The sequence below is a fragment of the Roseateles sp. GW821-FHT09H10 genome (genome assembly GCF_059415865.1).
On record NZ_JBWKOB010000006.1, the window covers coordinates 395,124 to 414,094 of the forward strand.

Consider the following 18,971-nt stretch of genomic DNA (forward strand, 5'->3'; position numbering starts at 1 on the left):
ACCGTGGCGAAACGTTACGAACTAGGGAGTCCGGAGGGTATAAGTTTGAGTTATGCGATTCGACCTTTGCCGCCCTTGCCGTGGCGCCTCAGGCTCCAAACAATTCCCGCCCGTTCTCCTCTGAAAAACACGCCGTCATGAAGCCCCTTCACGCCGCCCTGCTGACCCTTCTTGCGCTGGCCGGCGCACCCGCTGCGCAGGCCCAGGGCAAGCCTCTGATCTACTGTGCTGACGCCAGTCCGGAAGGCTTTGACCCTGGAATGTGGGACAGCGCTAGCACCAACACGGTCAGCGCCCAGCTCTTTGACGGTCTGTTGGGGTTCAAACGACCCACGACGGAACTGACTCCCAAGCTGGCCACAAGCTGGGAAATCTCGCCCGACGCGAAAAGCTTCATTTTCAGATTGCGGGAAGGCGTGAAGTTCCACAGCACCCCCTGGTTCAGGCCCACCCGCGACCTCAATTCAGATGATGTGCTGTTCACTTTTCAACGCTTCATCGACCCCAACCACCCGTTCAACAAGGCGTTTCCGGCAAATTTCATCTATCCGCAGAACCTCGGCCTGGCCAAGCTGATCGAGGGCATCGACAAGATCGATGACCGCACAATTCGTTTCCGGCTCCGCCAGCCCAATGTGACATTCGTCGCAAACTTCGCTTTCGCCTGGGCGGGCATCCAGTCCGCGGAGTACGCGGCCCAGCTGCTGAAGGACGGAAAAGCCTCGCAGATCAATGTGCAGCCGGTCGGCACGGGGCCCTTCCGCTTCAAAAGTTATGCCAAGGACGACGTGCTGCGCATGGAGGCCCACCCCGACTACTGGGGCGGCAAGCAGCCGACGAACAACCTGGTCTTCAGCATCAGCCGCGAGCCCAATGTGCGTGTGCAGAAGATCGCGGCCGGCGAATGCCATGTGACGGCGGCCGTGCGTGACGTCGACATCGCCGGCTTGGCCGGCAATGCCAACGTCAGCATCGAGAAGATCCAGGCGCTGAACATCTCCTACCTGAGCTTCAACCTGAAGAAGGCGCCGACCGACAAGCGCGAGGTGCGCGAGGCCCTGGACATCGCCATCGACCGCGACGCCATCTTCAAGGCCCTGTTCCCGCGCGGCGACGCCATGCAGGCCGTCAGCGCCTTCCCGCCGGCCATCCCGGGCTACAACAAGAAGCTGAAGAACGAGTTCGACCCGGCGAAGGCCAAGGCCCTGCTGGCCAAGGCGGGCTTCCCGAACGGCTTCGAGCTCGACCTCTGGGCCCTGCCCGTGCAGCGCCCCACCAACCCCAACGGCCAGCTGATGGCCCAGCTCATCCAGCAGGACTGGGCCAAGATCGGCGTCAAGGCCAGCATCAAGACCTATGAGTGGGGCGAATACCTCAAGCGCGCCAACAACGGCGAGCACAACGTCTACATGAGCGGCTGGAGCGGCGAGACCGGCGACGCCGACGACTTCCTGACGCCCAACCTCAGCTGCGCGGCCAACAAGAGCGGCGTCAAGTTCTGCAACGCCGAGTTCGAGAAGCTCATCGACGAGGCCCGCGCAACGCCCAACCAGAAGAAGCGCATCGCCATGTACGAGAAGGCCCAGGAGATCTTCAAGCACGAGCGGCCGTGGATCACGATGGCGCACTCCACCGTCTACATCCCGGTGCGCAAGGATGTCGTCGGCTTCAAGATGGCGCCCAACGGCTCGGTGGACTTTGAAGGCGTCTACAGAAAATGAAGCCCCCGGCCCGGCGAGTACGCCAGTCCGCCCCCCGAGGGGGCCAACTCGTTGACGGGGAGCGGCCCAGCGCTCGGCCCTGAATACAGAAACCATGCGCCTCAGACACATCGAAGTCTTCCACGCCATCATGCAGGCCGGCACCATCAGCGGTGCCGCCCAGCTGCTGCACATCTCCCAGCCGGCCGTGACCAAGGTGCTGCAGCACTGCGAGCTGCAGCTCGGCATGCCGCTGTTCGACCGCGTGCGCGGCAAGCTCTATCCGACGCCCGAGGCCCAGCGCCTCTTCGTCGAGATCGACAAGCTGAACCGCGACCTCGTCGGCATCCGCCGCCTGGCCGCCAACCTGAAGAGCGGTGAGAGCGAGCAGGTGCGCCTCGTCGCGACGCCGGCCCTGGCCACGGCCATCGTGCCGGCCGCGATGACGCCCTGGTGCAAGGCCTACCCGAACGCGCACTGCTCGCTGGCCACGCATCACACCCGCGAGATCGTGTCGGCCCTGCTGCTGGGCGAGGCCGACCTGGCCCTGTCGCTGCAGGATCCGCGCCACCCCGGCATCAAGGCCGAGGCCATCGCCGGCGGCATGATGGTCGCGCTCTGCCCTCTCGGCAGCCCCGAGGCCCAGGGCGAAGGGCCGCTGGGCCTGGCCGACATCCGCACCGAAATCGTCGGCCTGCAAAGCGACGATCCGCTGGCCGGCCTGCTCCACCATGCCGGCGAGGCCCTGGGCCAGCCGCTGGCCAGCCGCATCACCGTCCAGACCTACCAGCTGGCGCGTGCCCTGGTGGAGGCCGGTGTCGGCATGACGCTGGTCGACCCTTTCACAGCAGCCAGTGCGGACGCTGGCAAGGTCCGCGTGCGACCGCTGTCGCCTTCCGTGCCGGTCCAGCTCTATCTGCTCAGTGCCGCCAGCGCGCCGCTGGGCCAGGCCTCGCGCCGCCTGGTCAAGTTCATCACGGCCGCCGCGCACGAGCATCTTTCGCGTCTGCCGTGATCCCCATCGAAGACATCGCCTCGCATCCGGACTTCCGCCGCCTGGACACGCTGCAGCACGGCATCGCCACCGACCTGCGCTACGCGACGGCCGACAACTTCGTCGGCCATTCCGTCTATGCCGGCATTGACTGCGCCTGGCTGCGCCGCGAGGCCGCCGAGGCCCTCGAAGCCGCCGCCGCCTGGCTGGCGCAGCGCCGCCCCGGCTACCGCCTGCTGGTGCTAGATGCGCTGCGCCCGCAGCGCGTGCAACAGCGCCTGTGGGATGAACTGCAGGGCACGCCGTTGACGATGTATCTCGCCAACCCCGAGCGCGGCTCCATCCACAGTTTCGGCATGGCCGTGGACCTGACCCTGCTCGACCCCGCAGGCCGCGAGGTCGACATGGGGTCAGGTTTTGATGAAATGACGCTGGCTTCCCACCCCGACCACGAGGTCGAACACCTGGCCCTGGGCGCGCTCAAGCCCGAGCATCTGGTCGAGCGCGGCTGGCTGCGCGCGGCCATGCGCGAGGCCGGCTTTCACGGCATCGGCACGGAATGGTGGCATTTCGATTTCGGCGACCGCGTGGCGGTCAGGCGGGATCTGCCGCGGGTGCTTTGAGGCGCTGCCGCCGGCGATTCAATCGTCCAGCCCGGAAACCGGCAATCCCACTTCGGGCAGAGCTAGCCCCTCGGAAGCATCCGGCTTCAGCAACTGCCCTCGTGGCGTGAGCAGCCCCGCGATGAAGGCGACCAGCCCCGACAGCCCGGCGACAACGGCGACGGGCCATCCCCAATCACTTTCGCCAGCCATCAGCTTTCCGGACAGCACCGCCGCGATGGCGAGCAACACCACACCGAAGATCAGCGCAAAGCTGCGAAGGGCGTCTTGCATTGCGTCGGCACCGCGGCTCAAAACGCCTTCTGCATGAAGACGCTCAGCGGGTCATCCGCATAGCCACCAAAAGGCCCGCACCTCTCGTAGCCACTGGCGGCATACAGGCCCAAGGCCTCGGGTTGATAGGGCCCGGTCTCGAGCGTGATGCGTCGGCAGCCCTGGGCCGCCGCTTCGGATTCCAGCTTGTCCAGCAGCCTTCTGGCCACGCCACGCCCCCTCGCCCGCGGGCTGACGAACATGCGCTTGAGTTCGCCGAACTCCGCCCCCAGCACGATGGCACCACAGCCCACGGCCTCGCTGCCTTCATTGCGCGCCACGGCAAACAGCACGTGCGGCTGCACCAGCACGCTGAGGTCCAGCGCATGGCGGCTCTCGGGCGGGTAGAGCGAGTCCTGGTAGGCGTCCAGCTCGGTGATGAGGGCGATGACGTCGGGCTGGTCGGGGGATTCGAGGGCGATGCGCATGCAATGCACTATGCCTTGTGCCGCCGCGCCAGCTGCGCGCCCCAGGCCACGATCTGCTCGCGCAGCTCGGGCGGCTCCAGGGCCTCGGCCTCGGGCGCCAGCGACAGCACCAGCCGCGCCGCCTGCTGCAGGCTCTCGATGGGCAGCCTGACCTGGGCCAAGCCCTGCTTGTCCACCTTGGCCGCCGCGACCGCCTGGGCGGCATAGCTGCCCTTCTCGGCCAGGCGCCGCTTCCCCTCGGGCGTGAGCAGCAGCAGCGCCGTCTGCGGCCGCAGCTCGCGCTCGAAGCGCTGCAGCGAGGCCTGCCACCAGCCGGCCAGGTCGAAATCAGCGGGGCGTTCAAAGCTCTCCTCGGTCACGCTCAGTGCCTGCACATTCGACACCTTCAAGGTCATCAAGCGCGCGCCGGACCGCACGACGGCATACCAGCTGCCGCCCTTGAGCACCACGCCCAGCGGCTCGGCGCGCCAATGCCGCTCGCCCTTCCAGCTGAGGTAGTCCAGCTCGACGACGCGGCATTCCAGCACCGCCTGGGCCAGGGCCCGCAGATGGGCTGCCGGCTCGCCGCCCTGATACCAGTCCAGCGGATCTACATGCAGCCGCGCCTGCAGCCGGCCCGCCAGCGCGGCCGACTCGCCCGGCAAAGCCGACTGCAGCTTGAGCCGCAGCCGCTGCGACGCGCCACCCAGCCCCAACTCGCTGGCTGCGCCCGGCAACCCGAGCAGCGGCAAGGCCTGGGCCTCGTCACCCAACAGGCCGTTGAGCCGCGTCGCGAATGAACCCTCGCGCAGCTTGAAACCGCCGCCGCGGCCGCGCTCGGCGTAGACAGGCACGCCGGCAGCCGACAGCTCGTCGATGTCGCGCAGGATGGTGCGCACCGACACCTCGAACTCGCGCGCCAGCGCCGGCGCCGTGATCTGCGGGCGCAGCTGCAGCAGGATCAGGATGGACAGCAGTCGGCTCGCACGCATGGCCGGGATGATGTTTCGTAAAACATGACGTCGATTGTCATGTCTTGCCCAGCAGCATGCGCCACCTCCACTTTTTCAACGGGAAGACGCCATGACCGACACCACCGAACGCCGCCGCCTGCTGCAAGCCGCCGCGGCCCTCGCCCTGACTCCCGCCGCGGCCACCGCCGCGCCGGCGGCGCCCGCCGAACCCGTGCCCGGCCCCGCCATGACCGGCACGCGGCCCGCAACGCTGACGCCCGGCAAGCCCGGCGACTTCGACTTCCTGACCGGCCGCTGGAAGATCCGCAACCACAAGCGCAAGGACGGCGCCTGGGATGTCTTCGACGGCGAAGCCACCGTGCACGCCATCCTGGCGGGCATCTGCAGCGTGGAGGAACTGCGCATCCCGGCGCGCAAGTTCAGCGGCATGGGCCTGCGCCTGCTGGACCTGAAGAAGCAGCAATGGTCCGACTTCTGGGTCAACGGCGCCGCCGGCGCCCTGGGCGCCGAGGGCCTGCCCGGCAGCTTCGAGGGCGGCGCCGGCATCTTCCAGAGCGAGGAAGAGGACAACGGCGTCAAGGTCATCTACCGCAGCGTCTGGGACCGCATCACGCCGACCAGCTGCCGCTGGCAGCAGGCCACCTCGCGCGACGGCGGCAAGACCTGGGCCATGGACTGGTCGATGGACTGGACAAGGATCAGTTAGCCCCTCGCCTGGTCTTGCCGCGCTGGACGCGGGCAAGACCAGTCTGGGACCGCGCTGCGGCTCGCGCCTCAGCGCTTCGCCAGGCACATGCCGCCCACCGGGCGCCATGGGTCCGGGCGCAGCCCCCGAGGGGACGGCGATTGACCGGGCATTGAGCCCGGCCAACATCGCCAGACGGGCCGGCTTGGGAGCGGCCCGGCGCTCGGCCCGCAACAAGGCACTACGGTCGCGGCGCGAAGGCTCTTGCTTCGCGCGCGTCGAGTTCCCGCGCCAGCCGTTGCAGCACGAGGCGGATGCCCGCCCCCTCGCTGATCTGCGGATTGGAGTAGCCGTCGCTCTTGCCGGCTTCCTGCTCGCGCGACTCGATGACCTTGCGCGCGGCCGCATGCGCTTCGGTGAAGGACCAGGTCTTGCGCAACTCTTCTTCGTACATCGCACGGCCGAAGAAGGTCAGCTCGGAATGCTTGCCGCAGCCATAGGAGGTGTGCTGGGCGTCGGCTGCCGTCATCACCAGCGTGCCGTCGCCAGCCAGCGGCTCGACCCAGCTGCCCGAGTAGCAGGCCGACACCGAGACCACACGCCAGCGCACGCCGGCCTGGTCCAGCCAGCGCTTCAGCAGCTCGGGCGTGACGGGTTCGGTCTGCAGGGGCCAGGTGTCGGTGGCCAGCTTGCCGTCCCGGCCGCCATGCGAGGTCAGGTGCAGGAAGAGGACGTCGCGGTCGCGATCCATCACCGCGGCCATGCGGGTGATGGCCGCGCGCAGATGGGCCGGCGTGGCCCAGGGCAGGGTGTCGCTGCTGGCGCGGTTGGCCACCAGTTCAACCAGCCGCCCGTCCGCGCCGAAGCGCTCGCGCATCGTGCGGGCGACCGTGGCGCTTTCGCGCATGAAGACATCCTCCGAGGCATAGGGCGCGTAGGTCAGCGCATAGACATTGACCCGTCCCGGCCGTGGTGGCTGCACCGCCTGCAGTGCGGCGTCCAGGAGGCGCGCCTGCCTGAAGATGGACTCGTCGGTCAGCGGCAACCCGGTGTCGCTGACTTCAGTCCCAGCCTCCTCGGCGGCCGGCGCTTCCGGCCACCAGAAGCTCACCGGCGCCAGCCAGCCGCCAACCAGAGGCGGGATGACCAGGAACAGCATCACCACGATGCGCGCCCCGCCCGGGCCGGCAACCCGCCAGAGCAGCAGGGTCTGCGCGAGCCAGCCCCAGGCCAGGGGCAGCAGCCAGGCGCTCCATGAAAAAGCATCGGGCCACTCGCTCCAGGGACCCAGCAGGGCCCTCGCGCCGAGCAGGGCGACGCTGCTGCCCAGGCACAAGGCCAGCCCCGCGCCGAGCAGCACGGCCAGGACCGTGGCGGGCTTCAAGGCGGCTGCGGCGCTCAGCCTGCCGGACGACCTTGCGGCGGTCCAGCAGAGCCAGGCCAGCAGGGCGGTGCCCATCCAGCCATTGAGAATCCCGCGCCAGAGAAACCGGGGCGCCCCGCCCATCAGGACCCATTGCATGGCCAGCACGACCACGTAGCCGGTCAGCACCAGCGCGGCCAGCGTCAGCGGTCCCGCGTCCAGCCCCTCCCAGCGAGGCCGGCGCAAGGCCAGCACCCGCGCACCCTCTTGCAGCCAGGCCAGGCCGCCTCGGGCCACCGGCTGCCCAGGCGCGGCCGGCGGCGGCTCGGCCGCCATGGCTGGCGCCTGCCCTTCTTCGTTCATCCCTGCGTCCTCCCGGCCTCGACTATGGGGCATCCCGCGGCGCCGGCTGGCAGGCGGCGGCCGGCAGCCCGTAAGGCTTGAAGAGGGTGGCCGTCGTGCCGCTGCTGCACAGGGCCTGGAGGGTCCGGGTGAAGGCCAGCCGCTGCGCCGCATCGACGCGGCCCGGCACGAAGGCATAGCTGTAGGCCAGCTCTTTCACGGGCATCACCGGCTGCAGCTCACCGAGGCCGCCATCGGCCAGCAGACGGCTCGCAACGGCTTCATTGACGAGGGCCAGACCGTCCTCGCCGTAACGTCCGGCGCCCAGCTTGCGCAGCACGGCGGGATGATCGGGTTCGATCTCGGTCCGCGCGCCTGGCACGCCGGCGAGCAGTTGCTGCAGGGTGGCCGCCGCATCCGAGGGACCATAGGCGGCCAGCGTGCGGCCGGCCAGTTCGCGCGGGTCGGCGCTGAGGGCCGGCGCCTGGCCCTGCCGCGCCAGCAGCACATAGCGCGCCGTCACGACCGGTGGGCTGAGCTGAAAACTGGCGCGCCGGGCCGGCGAGTCCACGAGAGGAAAGATGCCGTCGACCTTGCCCTGTTCGGCCAGGGTCAGGGCCCGCCGCCAGGGCAGCGACTCGACCCTGCAGGTCCAGCCCAGGCGGGCGCACGCCGCCTGCAGCAGGTCCACCAGCGGCCCGGCGGGCCGGCCGGCCGCGTCGGTCAGCGCATAGGGCGGGAAGGGCTTGGTGACGAAGTGCAGGACGGGCGGATCGGCCCGGCCCGGGCTGCCCAGCGCGGCGAGGGCCGCGAGCAGCAGGACTCTTGCACGGCTGGCCATGGTGGGTCCTCCTGCCAGCTCGGTCAGGCCGCGGCGGCGGCTGCGGTGAACTGGGTGTAGCCCTCGGCGCCACCGCCGAAGTAGCCGGCAAAAGGCGCGTCGAACAGCGGCTTGTTGTCGCGCAGGCGCGCCACGAGGTCGGGGTTGCCGATGAAGGCGCGACCGAAGGCGACCATGTCGGCCTGGGCGGCCTCCGTGGCCGCCAGCGCGCGCTCGCGGTCATAGCCGTTGTTGGCGATGTAGGCGCCGCCGAAGGCCTGCTTCAGCGCGTCGAGGTCGATGGCCGAGGTGGCGTTGTCGCCGTGCATCTGGCCTTCGACGACATGCAGATACGCCAGACCACGCGCGCCGAGCTGGCGCACGAGGTGTTCATGCGTCGCCTGGGGCGTGCTGTCCAGCGGCGTGTCGCCGATGGCGGTGGACAGCGGCGACAGGCGCAGGCCGACGCGGTCGGCGCCCCAGACGCTCGCCACGGCGTCCACCACCTCCAGCGTCAGGCGGGCGCGGTTCGCGATGGAGCCGCCGTAGCCGTCATCGCGGTGGTTGGTACTGTCGCGCAGGAATTGCTCGAGCAGATAGCCGTTGGCGGCGTGCACCTCGACGCCGTCGAAGCCCGCGTCCTTGGCGCGCCGGGCGGCCTGGCGGTAGTCCTCGATCAGCGCGGCGATCTCGTCCAGCGTCAGCGCCCGCGGCATGGACGGCGCCTCGAAGCCGGCCTCGGTGAAGACCTGGCCGCCGGCCTGCAGGGCCGAGGGCGCGACCGGCGCGGCGCCGTCGGCCTGCAGGCTGGTGTGCGACATGCGGCCGACATGCCAGAGCTGCACGACGATCTTGCCGCCTTCGGCATGGACGGCGTCAGTGACCTGCTTCCAGGCCGCCACCTGGGCGTCGCTGTACAGGCCCGGCGTGTAGGCATAGCCGCGGGCTTGGGCGGAGATGTTGGTGGCCTCGGCGATCAGCAGGCCGGCCGTGGCGCGCTGGCGGTAGTAGTCGGCGGCCAGCGGCGAGGGCACGCCGTCCATGCCGGCGCGGGAGCGGGTCAGCGGGGCCATGGCGATGCGGTTGCGGACTTCGATGGCGCCGATGCGGCTGGGGGTGAACAGGGTGTGCATGAGGATTCCTTTCAGTGGGCAAGGCTCCGCCTGTGCCGCGACGCAAGGCCGCTGCAAGGAGGTGGGTGGGGTGGGCTAGCGGATCAGAGGAACTCGGGCAGCCAGATGCGGCCAGCCGCGGAGGGCTTGCGGCCGTGGCGCAGGCCGTCGAAGGCAGCGGCCAGCTGGCGTGCAGTGCGGGCGAGGGAGAGAAGGATCTGGTTGAACATGCTGGGCTCCTTTCGATGCCTCAATGATGGGCAAGCGGAGGCCATTCATCCAATTTATCCGTTGAATTCCAGACATTCACACGGCAACATAACTGCGTGCGCTACGACCTCAATCTGCTGCCCGTCTTCCTGACCTTGATGGAGGAGCGCAGCGTGACGCGCGCCGCCGAGCGTCTGGGCATCACGCAGCCGGCCCTGTCCAACGCGCTGACGCGGCTGCGCGCGCTGATGCTGGACCCGCTCTTCGTGCGCGAGCGCTATGGCATGCAGCCCACGCCCAAGGCCCAGGAGCTGGCGCCGGTCATCGCCGCGGCCCTGGCCAGCCTGGACGGTGTCATCCTCGGCCAGCAGGCCTTCGACCCGGCCCGGGCCGACCAGTTGGTCACGCTGGCGCCCAACAGCTATGTCGAGTTCGCGCTGATGCCGGCCATCGTCGCGCGCCTGCAGGAGCGTGCGCCGGGCATCCGCCTGCGGCTGACGCCCTATGGCAGCGACCTGGCCGAGACCGGCGTGATCTCCGGCACCACCGCTCTGGCTCTGGGCCGCTTCATCGAACCGACGGACAACGTCGTCGTGCAGCATCTGATGGACGAGGGCCTGGCCTGCGTCGTGCGGGCCGACCATCCGACGGTCGGCGGCAGCATCAGCAAGAAGCAGTACGAGAAGCTGCGTCACGTCAACATGCTGCCGCCGGGGCGGCTGCGCACCGGGCTGTTCCAGGCGCTGGAGAAGCAGGGGCTGAAGCGCGACGTCGCCGTGTCGGTGACCCATTTCCTGGCCATCCCCGAGATGGTGGCCGTGACGGACTTCTGCGCCACCCTGCCCAACCTCATCTGCCGGCGGCTGCAGTCCGACCCGCGGCTCAAGGTGCTGCCGGCACCGGTGGACCTGGGCAGCTTCCCGGTCGAGATGGCCTGGCATGTGCGCTACCGGCACGACCCGGCCCACCGCTGGCTGCGGTCGCTGATCGCCGAGGTTGTCAGCGAGGTCGCCGCGGCCGCGTGATCAGAGCCGAATGAAGCGCGGTTGCTCGACGCCGTCGATGACGACGCTGCCGGTGAACATCTCGAAGGGCCTCACCCACCAGCCGCTGTCGTTGTACAGCGGCCGGTAGACCACCACGATCTCCAGCGTCTCGCTGTGGCGGGCCACATGCAGCACTTCGTACTCGCCGCCCTTGTAGTGGCGGTAGCGCCCGGGGGCGAGGTGGGGCAGCGGAGGCAGGTCTGAGCTCATGGGGCGCTATTTGAACGCGGGGTCGCTTTCCGCTCCTTTGCGCGGTTGCCACCCGAGGCCGTAGTACTCGCCGCGATCGCGCGCCCAGGGGTCGAAGGCGTTGACGACATGGCTCAGTTCGGCGCTGAGCTCCGGCACGGTGCGCAGCAGCACGCGCTTGAAGGGCGAGACCTCGATGCGGTGGCCGTTGCTCTCCCGGGCCTCGAACTGCTTGCCGCCCGGGCCGTTGTTCTGCAGCCATTCCATGCCCAGGTGGCCATAGAACTCGGGCCGGAAACTGCTGGTGAAGAAGCGGTCGCTGAAGAGGCGGCGCGAGGCGTTCAGGATGAAGACCTGGAACTGCGTCTCCGAGATCGCATAGCCATGCGGCCGCGTGAACTCGGACAGCCAGCCGACCACCGTGTCCACGTCCTCGATGTTGTCCACCAGGCTGCCGTCGGGCTGGCCCAGGCAGTCGTTGATGGGGCTGCCGTCGAGGTTCTTCTGCGCGGCAGTGATGATCTTCTTCGCATCGCAGCGGTGCTGGCCGTAGACGCTGCGCAGGTCGTTGATGACGCGCTGCTGGCGGGCCCGCTCGGGCGAGTCGGCGGGCAGGCGGGCGTCGATGAAGTCGTCAAAGCTCGTCAGCTGGCGCAGGCCGTACTGGCGGCGGAACTCGTTGAAGCGCGGCACGCCGTGTTCGCGATCGCGGATGATGTCCAGGGCCGCGACGTCGATCTTGCCGCTGGCCGATTGCAGGCGCGGGATGGCGAGGTTCTGCAGGAAGGCCGGCGTGTTGCCCAGGGTCAGCAGGCCCAGGCGCTGGCGGCCCATGGACAGGCCCCAGTCGGCCACGCCTTCGCTGGCCAGCACGCCGGTGGCCTTGCCGCGGAAAGTCTCGATGACGGGCACCTTGGCGGCGATGCGGTTGGGGTCGCGGTCCCAGTGGCGCAGCTCGATGAGGTCGGGCACCAGGGCATGCAGGCGGTAGACGCTGACGAACTCCTCGGGGAAATTGAAGGGCGAGCCGAAATGGTTGACGCCGCCGTTCACATGCTCGGGGTTGGACAGGCTCCAGACGTCGTCCTTCTTGGCGTCATGCCGCGCGAACAGGCTGTCGTCCTTGTAGACCCTGGCGCCCAGGCCGAAGATGCCCGGCCCCGAGGCCAGGGCCGAATACCACTGGCCGGCCTTCTTGGCGTCGGTGCTCTTGCCGTAGTTCTGCACGACGATGGCCTCTAGGGCGTTTTCCACGAAGGGATGGCCTTCGAACAGCCCGCCCCAGTTGGCGTTCATGCCGAGGTAGAGGGGCTCGTCGTAGAGCAGCTGCGTCGTCCATTCGATGGTGTGGATCTTGGCGATCTCGGCGGCGACGACGAGGCGGCCCACCTCGAACAGCACATCGGGCGTCACGTCGCGGTAGCGGACCACGGCGCCCGGGTTGGCTGGGTCGCGCAGGCCGGAGTCGGCCTCGGGCGTGGCCGCGGCGCGGCGGCGGAACTCGGCGACGAAGGCGTTGTGCTCGCGCGAGAACACCGTCTGGTAGAAGCCGACGCCGATGCTCCAGTTGTCGGGAAAGGCGGCCGCGCCCTGGCCGGCCCATTGCGGCAGGATGGGGTCGTTCGCCGCGAACACCGGCAGCTGGCCCAAGGCCTCGCCGGCGCCGGCGCGTGCACCGGCGGGCATCAGCAGCCGGGCCGGGTCGGCCGGGTCGCGCTTGACGCGCTGGCGCGAGACGGCGTTGTAGCCATAGATCTGCGACGCGTCCCACCAGGCCGTGTTGTTGTTGGCATGGGTGCGGAAGGCGCGCGCCAGCGGCTGGGTACCGTCGGCCGCCGTGTAGCGCGGCGGCGCATTGCCCTCGGCAACCAGGGCGCGGTCGATGCGGTCCTCGGGCCGGCAGCCCAGCTTGGCGGCGTCGCCCGTGCAGCCCACGCTCATCCATTGCGGCGCGTTCGTGCCCTCCTGCATATGGGAGAACCAGTCATGCGTCATGAACTGGATCCAGAACGCCGCCAGCACATTGAAGAAGGGCGCCTTCTGGTAGTCGCAGTTCGCGTCCACCGGGTTGCCCGGCAGGCCCTGGCCGTCGCGGCACTTGGCCGGATCGCTCTGGGCACGCGTGAACAGCTTGCGGCTGATCAGCTGCGGGTCGGGCTGCAGCAGGGACAGGCGGTCGCCATGGCGGTTGCGGGCCAGCTGGTCGTTGCTGATGTCGGGATAGGTGGCCTCGAACTGGGCATTGCGGGCGAACAGCGTGCCGGCGGCGCCCATGCGGGGATTGCGGATGTCATTGCAGATGCCGTCGAGCTGGCGCCAGCGGATCAACTCGCCCTGGCAGAGCTGGGTGCCATCGCCGCCGACCGCCGCGTAGAACGGCGAACCGGCCGGCAGGCGCATCGAGGGCCAGGTCTTGATGGCGGCGCCGCCGACGCCGTCGCGGCCCAGCGCGTAGTCGGCGAAGCTGCCGGAGTTGTCGAACAGGTTGAACTTGATCAGCTCCATGCGCTGGTACTCGAGGTCCAGCAGGGCACCGTCGACACCGCGGCCGTTGGCGCCGAGATGACTCCCGACGCCCGTCGTGCCCGGCAGCAGCGTGGACTTGTCGCCGGTGGCCCAGTAGTTGGCCCAGTCGACATAGGGCGTGTGGCGGAAGGCGGCGGCCTTGTCGCTGCCACGGCAACGGGCCACCTGCTCGCCCACCTTGCCCTGGAAGCGCTCGCTGCGCTCGTCGGCCACCTTGCGGAAGCCCCCGGCCACCATGGCCGCGCAGTTCTTCGTGTCGTCCAGGCTGGCCTGGGGCGTGGTGCTGATGCAGCCGGCCAGCAGCAGCAGGCCCAACAGTTCCAATAGGCGATGCGTCATGAGGAGCTCCTCGTCTTGTTCTTCGCAGATCGCGCAACATAGCGAGGCCGGCCGCGCAGCGTCAATCCTGCGAAGGCCCCGGAAGATTCACCTTGAGGACAACCCGGCTGCTAGGGCAGCCGGCAGGCGCCGTCGGCCTTGGTGGCGGCGGACTGCCTGCACATCTCGCGCCACAGCCGGGTGACGAATGCACTCTCGCCACGCGCGAACGCCGGCACCGCCCCCACATGCAGGCGGCGCCGTTCGACGACGGGGCCGAAGCGCTCGACCTGGCGCGCCAGCGCGGCGTCCTGGCGCAGCCGCTCATCGAGGTAATAGCTGTGCACCAGCAGCAGCGGCGTGCGACCAGCCAGCAGCTTTTGCAGCGCGCTCTCGTGGCTGGGCGCCGGCTCGAGCGGCCAGCCGCGTTCCTGGGCCAGCATCTCGGCCCGGCTGCCGGCCGTCACGCCGACGCGGGCCTTGGGCGGCAGCACCGGCGCCTCCTGGCCGTCGGAGCGGCTGGCCACCAGGCCGCGGCGGGCGTAGAGGGCGTAGTCGACATGGCCGAGGCTGAGATCGAACTCGCGCCGGGCGCCGCTCGCGGGCGGCAGGGTCAGCAAGGCGGCCAGGGGGCCGCCCTCGCCCACGCCGGCGACGAGATCCAGCTGACCCGACTCGATCATGGCCCGCACTCGCCGCGCCGGCAGGCGCAGCAACTCGGCCTGCTCCAGGCAGCCGAGCTGGCGCAGCGCGGCCCGCATCCAGTCCACCAGCAGGCCGGGCGGCCGCTCGAAGTCGTCGCCCTGGCCGCGCAGAAAGGGCTCGGCGGGGGTGTCGGGGAAGGCGATGCGCAGGCGCTCGGGACAGGCCTCGGCCGCGGCCGTGCCGGTTATGAGGCATGCAGCAATAGTCAGCACATGGCGGCGCAACGCCGCCGCCACGGCGGACACAATGCCGCGCGAGGTCGACGAGTCCACGCGACCAAGTATGCGGTTGAGCCCTTATTTCTGACTGTTTGCAAACGATATGAACCCGTCACGTCGTCAACTACTGCACTTCAGCGCCGCCACGGCCGGCCTGCTCGCTGCCGCCACTCCCGCCCAGGCCGCCGGCGGCCCGCTGCTGGCGCGGCGGCTGCGCCCGGGCGACACGATCGGCCTGGTCAGCCCCGCCAATGCCACCTTCGAGCGCGAACCGCTGAAGATGGCGGTCGAGGTGGTGCAGGCCCTGGGCTTCAAGGTCAAGCTGGGCGAGTTCGTCGCCGCCCGCCGCGGGCCCTTTGCCGGCACCGATGCGCAGCGCGCCGCCGACGTCAATGCGATGTTCGCGGACGACGCGGTCGCCGGCATCCTCGCCGTGACCGGCGGCTCGGGCTGCAACCGCATCGTCGACAAGCTCGACTACGAGCTGATCCGCCGCAAACCGAAGTTCTTCGGCGGCTTCAGCGACCTGACCTGCCTGGTCAACGCCATCCACCGCCAGACCGGCTTGGTCGCCTTCCACAGCCCGGTGGCGGTGTCGGAGTGGAACGACTATTCGGTGCAGAGCTTCCGCGCCATCGTGATGAATGCCGAGGCGGCGCTGCTGCGCAACCCGGCCGTCAAGCCGGTCGACGACCTCATCGCCCGCGAGGAGCGCATCGCGACGATGCGCGCCGGCAAGGCCCAGGGCCGGCTGGTCGGCGGCAACCTGACCGTGCTGGCCTCGATGGCCGGCTCGGCCTATTTCCCGGACTGCCGCGGTGCGATCCTCTTCCTCGAGGACATCAACGAGTACATCTACCGCATCGATCGCTGTCTCTCGACGCTGCGCCTGGCGGGCGCGTTGTCGCAGCTGGGCGGCGTCGTGCTCGGCCGTTTCACCAAATGCGAGCCCGGCGACGGCTATGGCAGCCTGACGCTGGACGAGGTCTTCGACGACTATTTCCTGCCGCTCAACATCCCCGTCTATCGCGGCGCGGCTATCGGCCACATCAAGCGCAAGCTGACGGTGCCGGTGGGCGCCCCGGCCGAGATGGATGCCGACGCGGGGACGATCCGGCTGCTGCAGCCGGCGGTCATTTGACGCAGGCCGAAGCCCCCAGGCCGTGGGGCTTGAGCAGCTCGGCCGTGCGGCCGCTGCGGCAGAGCTCCTGCAGGACCTTGGCGAACGCCGCCGCCGTGGCCGCGTCGATGCGCTGGTTGCTCAATCCGAAGGCATAGCCGAAGGTCCTGACCACGCCGATGGTCTGCAGGCCGGCGATGCCTTCCTCGCGGATCAGATGCTGGGCGGCGCCCTCGTTGACCAGGGCCAGGCCGGCGTCGCCGTAGCGGCCGGCGGCCAGCTTGCGCAGCACCGCGCGGTTGTCGGTCTCCACCTCGGCCTGGGCGCCCGGCACGCCGTCGATGAGGGCCTTCAAGGCATCCTGCGCCGCGGACGGGCCATAGACGCCGACGACCCGTCCGGCCAGCAGCTGGGCATCGCCCTCGAAGCGCAAGGCCTCGCCGTTGCGCGCCAGCAGCACGTAGCGACCCTCGACGACGGCCGGCGACACATGGAAGCGCGGCCGCGGCGTGTAGGGCGGCGTGACGATGGAGAACATGCCCTCGACCTCGCCCGCCTGGGCCATGCGCAGCGCACGCCGCCACGGCAGGATCTGGACGCTGCAGCGCCATTCCAGCCGCGTGCAGGCGGCCTGCAGCACGTCGATCATCGGCCCGGCGGGCTGGCCATCGGCCAGATAGCTGTAGGGTGGCAGCGCCTCGGTGACGAAGCGCATCGTGCGCGGCTGCGCCTGGGCGGCCACCACGGCCAACCCCAACGCCAGGCCCATCATCAACCTCATGCCGGCCGCCCTCCTGCCGGCCGAGGATAGGCCGATCAGCGCTGCATCGCCACCCAGTTCACGAGGGCGTCCAGCACCGGCCGCCCCTTGCGCGCCGCCTCGGGGTGGTTGAGCAGGGCGACAAAAATCCAGGTCTTGCCGCTGGCATCGGGCACGAAGCCCGCCAGGCCGACGGCATCGCGCAGCGTGCCGGTCTTGAGCCGGGCCTGGCCCGTGGCGGGGCCGTCCTTGAGGCGGCGCGACAGCGTGCCGTCGACGCCGGCAATCGGCAGGGTGGCCAGCAGCTCGGGCGCCTGGGCGCCGCGCTGGCCCGCGCGCAGCAGGCCGGCCAGCTGGGCCGGGCTGATGCGTTCGCTGCGCGACAGGCCCGAGCCGTTGTCCAGCACCAGGCCGCGGTCGTCGAGGCCGTGAGCCGCGAACCAGGCGCGCACGACGCGCTCGGCGGCCGCCAGCGTCGGCTCGCCGCCCTGGACGGCCTGGGCGCCGAGCTGCAGATAGACGAGGCGGGTCAGCGCGTTGTCGCTGCGCTTCATGACGCCGCGCAGCACCTCGGCCAGCGGCCGGCCGCGGTGCGTGGCGAGTACAACGGCGTCGACAGGCGCGGCCCCCTCCACAGCGCCCGGACCCATCGCCCCGCCCAGCTCGCTCCAGAACTGGCGCACCGTCCGCGCGACCAGCCATTGCCGGTCGACGATCTGCAGCGGCGCGCGCTGCTTGCAGTTCGCCGGAAAGGCACCCTGCAGCTTCAGCGTCCAGCCGTCGCCCGCGGGTTCGACGACGGCAGGCTTCCAGTCCTCGTCCCAGTCCTTGCAAAACCGTGTCGACAGCGTCATCGCGCTCGCATCCACGCTCACGCCGGGCAGCCTCGGCAGGGTGTGCACGGCGACGCCGCCAGCGCTGGCCTGCAGCTCGAAGTCCAGCAGGCTGCCGTTCAGATGCAGGGCGTCGGGAATGACGTTGTAGTCGAACTCGGGAGCGTCATCGAAAGGCGGCAGGCCGACGTCCAAGCGCGTCGGCTTGAACAGCGTGCGGTCGACGACGAGGCCGCCGCGGATCGCGTGCACGCCGCTGTCGCGCAGCTGGCGCAGCAGCCACCACAGGGCCGGCCAGTCGAGGTCGGGGTCGGCGCCGCCGCGCAGGATCAAGGAGCCCTCGATGACGCCGTTGACCGGCGCCGCAGCCGCCAGCAACTCGGTGCGGCCGCGGTGGTTGATGCCGAGCTTGTCCAGAGCCACGGTGGCCGTGACCAGCTTCATCGTCGAACCAGGCGACATGGGGTCGTCGGCGCGGCGGCTGAACGCAGGCCGCGAGCCGTCCAGGGGCTGCAGCACGAAACCCAGGCTGTCGGCGGGCAGGCCGGCCTTGTCGAGAGCCGCCTGGACTGGATCCGGGACGGAGGTCGTCGCGCAGCCCGCGAGCAGCAGCGCGGCGGCAAGCAGCAGGGTGCGCATCAGCGGGCTCCCAGCCGGTGGGCGACGAGGCGGGCCAGGGCCACGTCCTCCAGGCCGATGCCGACGCTCTTGTAGACGACGATGTCCTGCGGCCCGCGTGGGCGCGGGCTGACGATGAGCTCGCCCAGCTCGACCAGGCGCTGCGGCGCGATGACGCCGGGCGCGGCCTGCACGATGTCGCCCGCCTCCAGCTCGGCGGCCGTGCGCCACTCGACGACGACATGGGCCGCCCGGCCCAGCAGCGCATCGTCCAGCTCGCGTGCCGCCTGGGTGCTGGAGCCGACGGCCGCGACAAAGGCGCCGGGCTTGACCAGGCCGCCGTCGAACAGCGGCGTGGCCGAGCGCGTCGCCGTCACGATGACATCGCCCTCGGCCGCCGCCGTGGCCGGATCGACGGCCTGCACCGGCAGGCCCAGGGCAGCCTGCAGTCCGGCGGCGAAGGCGCCGGCGCCCGAGCGCGCGCAGACCAGCACGCGCTCGAAACGCCTCACCCGGGTCAGCGCCTCGGCGTGGGCCCGCCCCTGGATGCCGGCACCGAAGACGGCCAGCGTTTTCGCATCGGGCAGTGCCAGCAGGTCGGCTGCCACCGCGCTGGCCGCGGCGGTGCGCAGCCGCGTGAACTCATTGGCTTCGAGCGTCGCGATCGCCGCGCCGGTGGCGGCGGAGAACAGGCTGACGAGGAAGTTGTACTTGCCGTTGCGCGCCGAATAGACCTTGGTGCCGAGCACGGCCGGCAGCTCGCCATCCGCATCCAGGATGGCGCCCATGGCGCTGATGGCCAGCGCGGCGCCGTCCTGGCTGGCGGTGGCGCGGTGGCGGGCCAGCACCTGGGCCTGGCCGCGACCCTGCTGGGCGAAGGCGGCACGCAGGGCGCTCACGGCGCTGTCCGGGTCGAGAACGGCCGCGACTTCGGCTTCAGTGATCAATCGCATCAGGGCTCCAAAACGCTCAGCGGGGGCACTGTAGAGGGGCTGCCATGCACAGGGGGCGTGCTTTCGTACGGGCACGCATTCCCGCAGGTTATGTGCAGCGCACAAGCATTCATTGAAAACCGCGCAACACCTGGGGTGCCGCC

19 protein-coding genes are annotated in these 18,971 nt (G+C 70.0%); 6 read left to right on the forward strand and 13 right to left on the reverse strand.

What is annotated here, in order from left to right; translation table 11 throughout:
* The first annotated feature begins 137 nt into the window (after positions 1–137).
* From AC07OY_RS25650 to AC07OY_RS25660, 3 genes are all read left to right on the forward strand, one after another.
* A complete protein-coding gene (locus AC07OY_RS25650; RefSeq protein ID WP_495045424.1) occupies positions 138–1,721 on the forward strand; it encodes an ABC transporter substrate-binding protein in 1,584 nt (527 codons plus the stop codon).
* Positions 1,722–1,815: 94 nt separating this feature from the next.
* Positions 1,816–2,715 (forward strand): LysR family transcriptional regulator, encoded by a 900-nt coding sequence (locus tag AC07OY_RS25655; RefSeq protein ID WP_495045425.1) that lies wholly within the window; start codon positions 1,816–1,818, stop codon positions 2,713–2,715.
* A complete protein-coding gene (locus tag AC07OY_RS25660; RefSeq protein WP_495045426.1) occupies positions 2,712–3,317 on the forward strand; it encodes a M15 family metallopeptidase in 606 nt (201 codons plus the stop codon). Before AC07OY_RS25655 ends, AC07OY_RS25660 begins: the two co-directional genes overlap by 4 nt.
* Positions 3,318–3,335: 18 nt before the next feature.
* Here AC07OY_RS25660 and AC07OY_RS25665 read toward each other — a convergent pair whose 3' ends face one another.
* Genes AC07OY_RS25665 through AC07OY_RS25675 form a run of 3 tightly spaced genes read right to left on the reverse strand, consistent with a single transcriptional unit; the run spans position 3,336 to position 5,028 of the window.
* Positions 3,336–3,590, reverse strand: coding sequence for a hypothetical protein (locus AC07OY_RS25665; protein ID WP_495045427.1), 255 nt, complete (start codon positions 3,588–3,590; stop codon positions 3,336–3,338).
* Between the two features lie 17 nt (positions 3,591–3,607).
* Positions 3,608–4,057: a GNAT family N-acetyltransferase gene (locus tag AC07OY_RS25670; RefSeq protein ID WP_495045428.1), complete on the reverse strand. Its 450-nt coding sequence runs from the start codon at positions 4,055–4,057 to the stop codon at positions 3,608–3,610.
* An 8-nt stretch (positions 4,058–4,065) separates the two neighbouring features.
* On the reverse strand, positions 4,066–5,028 hold the full coding sequence (locus AC07OY_RS25675) for a helix-turn-helix transcriptional regulator (RefSeq protein WP_495045429.1): 963 nt from the start codon (positions 5,026–5,028) through the stop codon (positions 4,066–4,068).
* 91 nt (positions 5,029–5,119) lie between these two features.
* Between AC07OY_RS25675 and AC07OY_RS25680 the strand changes: the two genes are divergently transcribed.
* Positions 5,120–5,716: a hypothetical protein gene (locus AC07OY_RS25680; protein WP_495045430.1), complete on the forward strand. Its 597-nt coding sequence runs from the start codon at positions 5,120–5,122 to the stop codon at positions 5,714–5,716.
* 220 nt (positions 5,717–5,936) lie between these two features.
* Here AC07OY_RS25680 and AC07OY_RS25685 read toward each other — a convergent pair whose 3' ends face one another.
* From AC07OY_RS25685 to AC07OY_RS25700, 4 genes are all read right to left on the reverse strand, one after another.
* The gene (locus tag AC07OY_RS25685) at positions 5,937–7,421 is read right to left on the reverse strand and encodes a C13 family peptidase (protein WP_495045431.1); all 1,485 of its coding nucleotides are present in this window, start codon (positions 7,419–7,421) and stop codon (positions 5,937–5,939) included.
* A 22-nt stretch (positions 7,422–7,443) separates the two neighbouring features.
* On the reverse strand, positions 7,444–8,241 hold the full coding sequence (locus AC07OY_RS25690) for a substrate-binding periplasmic protein (RefSeq protein WP_495045432.1): 798 nt from the start codon (positions 8,239–8,241) through the stop codon (positions 7,444–7,446).
* Positions 8,242–8,264: 23 nt separating this feature from the next.
* Positions 8,265–9,353, reverse strand: a complete 1,089-nt coding sequence (locus AC07OY_RS25695) for an alkene reductase (RefSeq protein ID WP_495045433.1) — start codon at positions 9,351–9,353, stop codon at positions 8,265–8,267.
* An 83-nt stretch (positions 9,354–9,436) separates the two neighbouring features.
* Complete coding sequence (locus AC07OY_RS25700) at positions 9,437–9,562, reverse strand: hypothetical protein (RefSeq protein WP_495045434.1); 126 nt, start codon at positions 9,560–9,562, stop codon at positions 9,437–9,439.
* A 96-nt stretch (positions 9,563–9,658) separates the two neighbouring features.
* Here AC07OY_RS25700 and AC07OY_RS25705 point away from each other — a divergent pair, with 96 nt between their 5' ends.
* Complete coding sequence (locus AC07OY_RS25705) at positions 9,659–10,567, forward strand: LysR family transcriptional regulator (RefSeq protein ID WP_495045435.1); 909 nt, start codon at positions 9,659–9,661, stop codon at positions 10,565–10,567.
* On the opposite strand, the gene AC07OY_RS25710 is transcribed toward AC07OY_RS25705, so the two are convergent.
* The 3 genes from AC07OY_RS25710 to AC07OY_RS25720 form a co-directional block, all read right to left on the reverse strand.
* Positions 10,568–10,798 (reverse strand): DUF1653 domain-containing protein, encoded by a 231-nt coding sequence (locus tag AC07OY_RS25710; protein ID WP_495045436.1) that lies wholly within the window; start codon positions 10,796–10,798, stop codon positions 10,568–10,570. It lies immediately after the preceding gene.
* Between the two features lie 6 nt (positions 10,799–10,804).
* Positions 10,805–13,642: a peroxidase family protein gene (locus AC07OY_RS25715; RefSeq protein ID WP_495045437.1), complete on the reverse strand. Its 2,838-nt coding sequence runs from the start codon at positions 13,640–13,642 to the stop codon at positions 10,805–10,807.
* Positions 13,643–13,752: 110 nt separating this feature from the next.
* Positions 13,753–14,598, reverse strand: a complete 846-nt coding sequence (locus tag AC07OY_RS25720; RefSeq protein WP_495045438.1) for a hypothetical protein — start codon at positions 14,596–14,598, stop codon at positions 13,753–13,755.
* 49 nt (positions 14,599–14,647) lie between these two features.
* Here AC07OY_RS25720 and AC07OY_RS25725 point away from each other — a divergent pair, with 49 nt between their 5' ends.
* A complete protein-coding gene (locus AC07OY_RS25725; RefSeq protein ID WP_495045439.1) occupies positions 14,648–15,685 on the forward strand; it encodes a S66 peptidase family protein in 1,038 nt (345 codons plus the stop codon).
* Here AC07OY_RS25725 and AC07OY_RS25730 read toward each other — a convergent pair.
* Genes AC07OY_RS25730 through AC07OY_RS25740 form a run of 3 tightly spaced genes read right to left on the reverse strand, consistent with a single transcriptional unit; the run spans position 15,678 to position 18,828 of the window.
* Entirely contained in the window at positions 15,678–16,445 is a 768-nt protein-coding gene (locus tag AC07OY_RS25730) for a substrate-binding periplasmic protein (RefSeq protein ID WP_495045440.1), read from the reverse strand. The genes AC07OY_RS25725 and AC07OY_RS25730 overlap by 8 nt on opposite strands.
* 35 nt (positions 16,446–16,480) lie before the next feature.
* A complete protein-coding gene (gene dacB, locus AC07OY_RS25735) occupies positions 16,481–17,896 on the reverse strand; it encodes a D-alanyl-D-alanine carboxypeptidase/D-alanyl-D-alanine endopeptidase (protein ID WP_495045441.1) in 1,416 nt (471 codons plus the stop codon).
* The gene (locus AC07OY_RS25740; RefSeq protein ID WP_495045442.1) at positions 17,896–18,828 is read right to left on the reverse strand and encodes an ornithine cyclodeaminase family protein; all 933 of its coding nucleotides are present in this window, start codon (positions 18,826–18,828) and stop codon (positions 17,896–17,898) included. Before AC07OY_RS25740 ends, dacB begins: the two co-directional genes overlap by 1 nt.
* Positions 18,829–18,971: the final 143 nt, after the last annotated feature.

Bases quoted from the DNA above. Each gene is read 5' to 3' on its own strand.
- AC07OY_RS25665 (WP_495045427.1), bottom strand. From the start codon at position 3,590: ATGCAAGACGCCCTTCGCAGCTTTGCGCTGATCTTCGGTGTGGTGTTG.
- AC07OY_RS25685 (WP_495045431.1), bottom strand. From the start codon at position 7,421: ATGAACGAAGAAGGGCAGGCGCCAGCCATGGCGGCCGAGCCGCCGCCG.
- AC07OY_RS25730 (WP_495045440.1), bottom strand. From the start codon at position 16,445: ATGAGGTTGATGATGGGCCTGGCGTTGGGGTTGGCCGTGGTGGCCGCC.
- AC07OY_RS25650 (WP_495045424.1), top strand. From the start codon at position 138: ATGAAGCCCCTTCACGCCGCCCTGCTGACCCTTCTTGCGCTGGCCGGC.
- AC07OY_RS25680 (WP_495045430.1), top strand. From the start codon at position 5,120: ATGACCGACACCACCGAACGCCGCCGCCTGCTGCAAGCCGCCGCGGCC.
- AC07OY_RS25655 (WP_495045425.1), top strand. From the start codon at position 1,816: ATGCGCCTCAGACACATCGAAGTCTTCCACGCCATCATGCAGGCCGGC.
- AC07OY_RS25710 (WP_495045436.1), bottom strand. From the start codon at position 10,798: ATGAGCTCAGACCTGCCTCCGCTGCCCCACCTCGCCCCCGGGCGCTAC.
- AC07OY_RS25740 (WP_495045442.1), bottom strand. From the start codon at position 18,828: ATGCGATTGATCACTGAAGCCGAAGTCGCGGCCGTTCTCGACCCGGAC.
- dacB (WP_495045441.1), bottom strand. From the start codon at position 17,896: ATGCGCACCCTGCTGCTTGCCGCCGCGCTGCTGCTCGCGGGCTGCGCG.
- AC07OY_RS25670 (WP_495045428.1), bottom strand. From the start codon at position 4,057: ATGCGCATCGCCCTCGAATCCCCCGACCAGCCCGACGTCATCGCCCTC.
- AC07OY_RS25725 (WP_495045439.1), top strand. From the start codon at position 14,648: ATGAACCCGTCACGTCGTCAACTACTGCACTTCAGCGCCGCCACGGCC.
- AC07OY_RS25700 (WP_495045434.1), bottom strand. From the start codon at position 9,562: ATGTTCAACCAGATCCTTCTCTCCCTCGCCCGCACTGCACGCCAGCTG.
- AC07OY_RS25690 (WP_495045432.1), bottom strand. From the start codon at position 8,241: ATGGCCAGCCGTGCAAGAGTCCTGCTGCTCGCGGCCCTCGCCGCGCTG.
- AC07OY_RS25675 (WP_495045429.1), bottom strand. From the start codon at position 5,028: ATGCGTGCGAGCCGACTGCTGTCCATCCTGATCCTGCTGCAGCTGCGC.
- AC07OY_RS25715 (WP_495045437.1), bottom strand. From the start codon at position 13,642: ATGACGCATCGCCTATTGGAACTGTTGGGCCTGCTGCTGCTGGCCGGC.
- AC07OY_RS25695 (WP_495045433.1), bottom strand. From the start codon at position 9,353: ATGCACACCCTGTTCACCCCCAGCCGCATCGGCGCCATCGAAGTCCGC.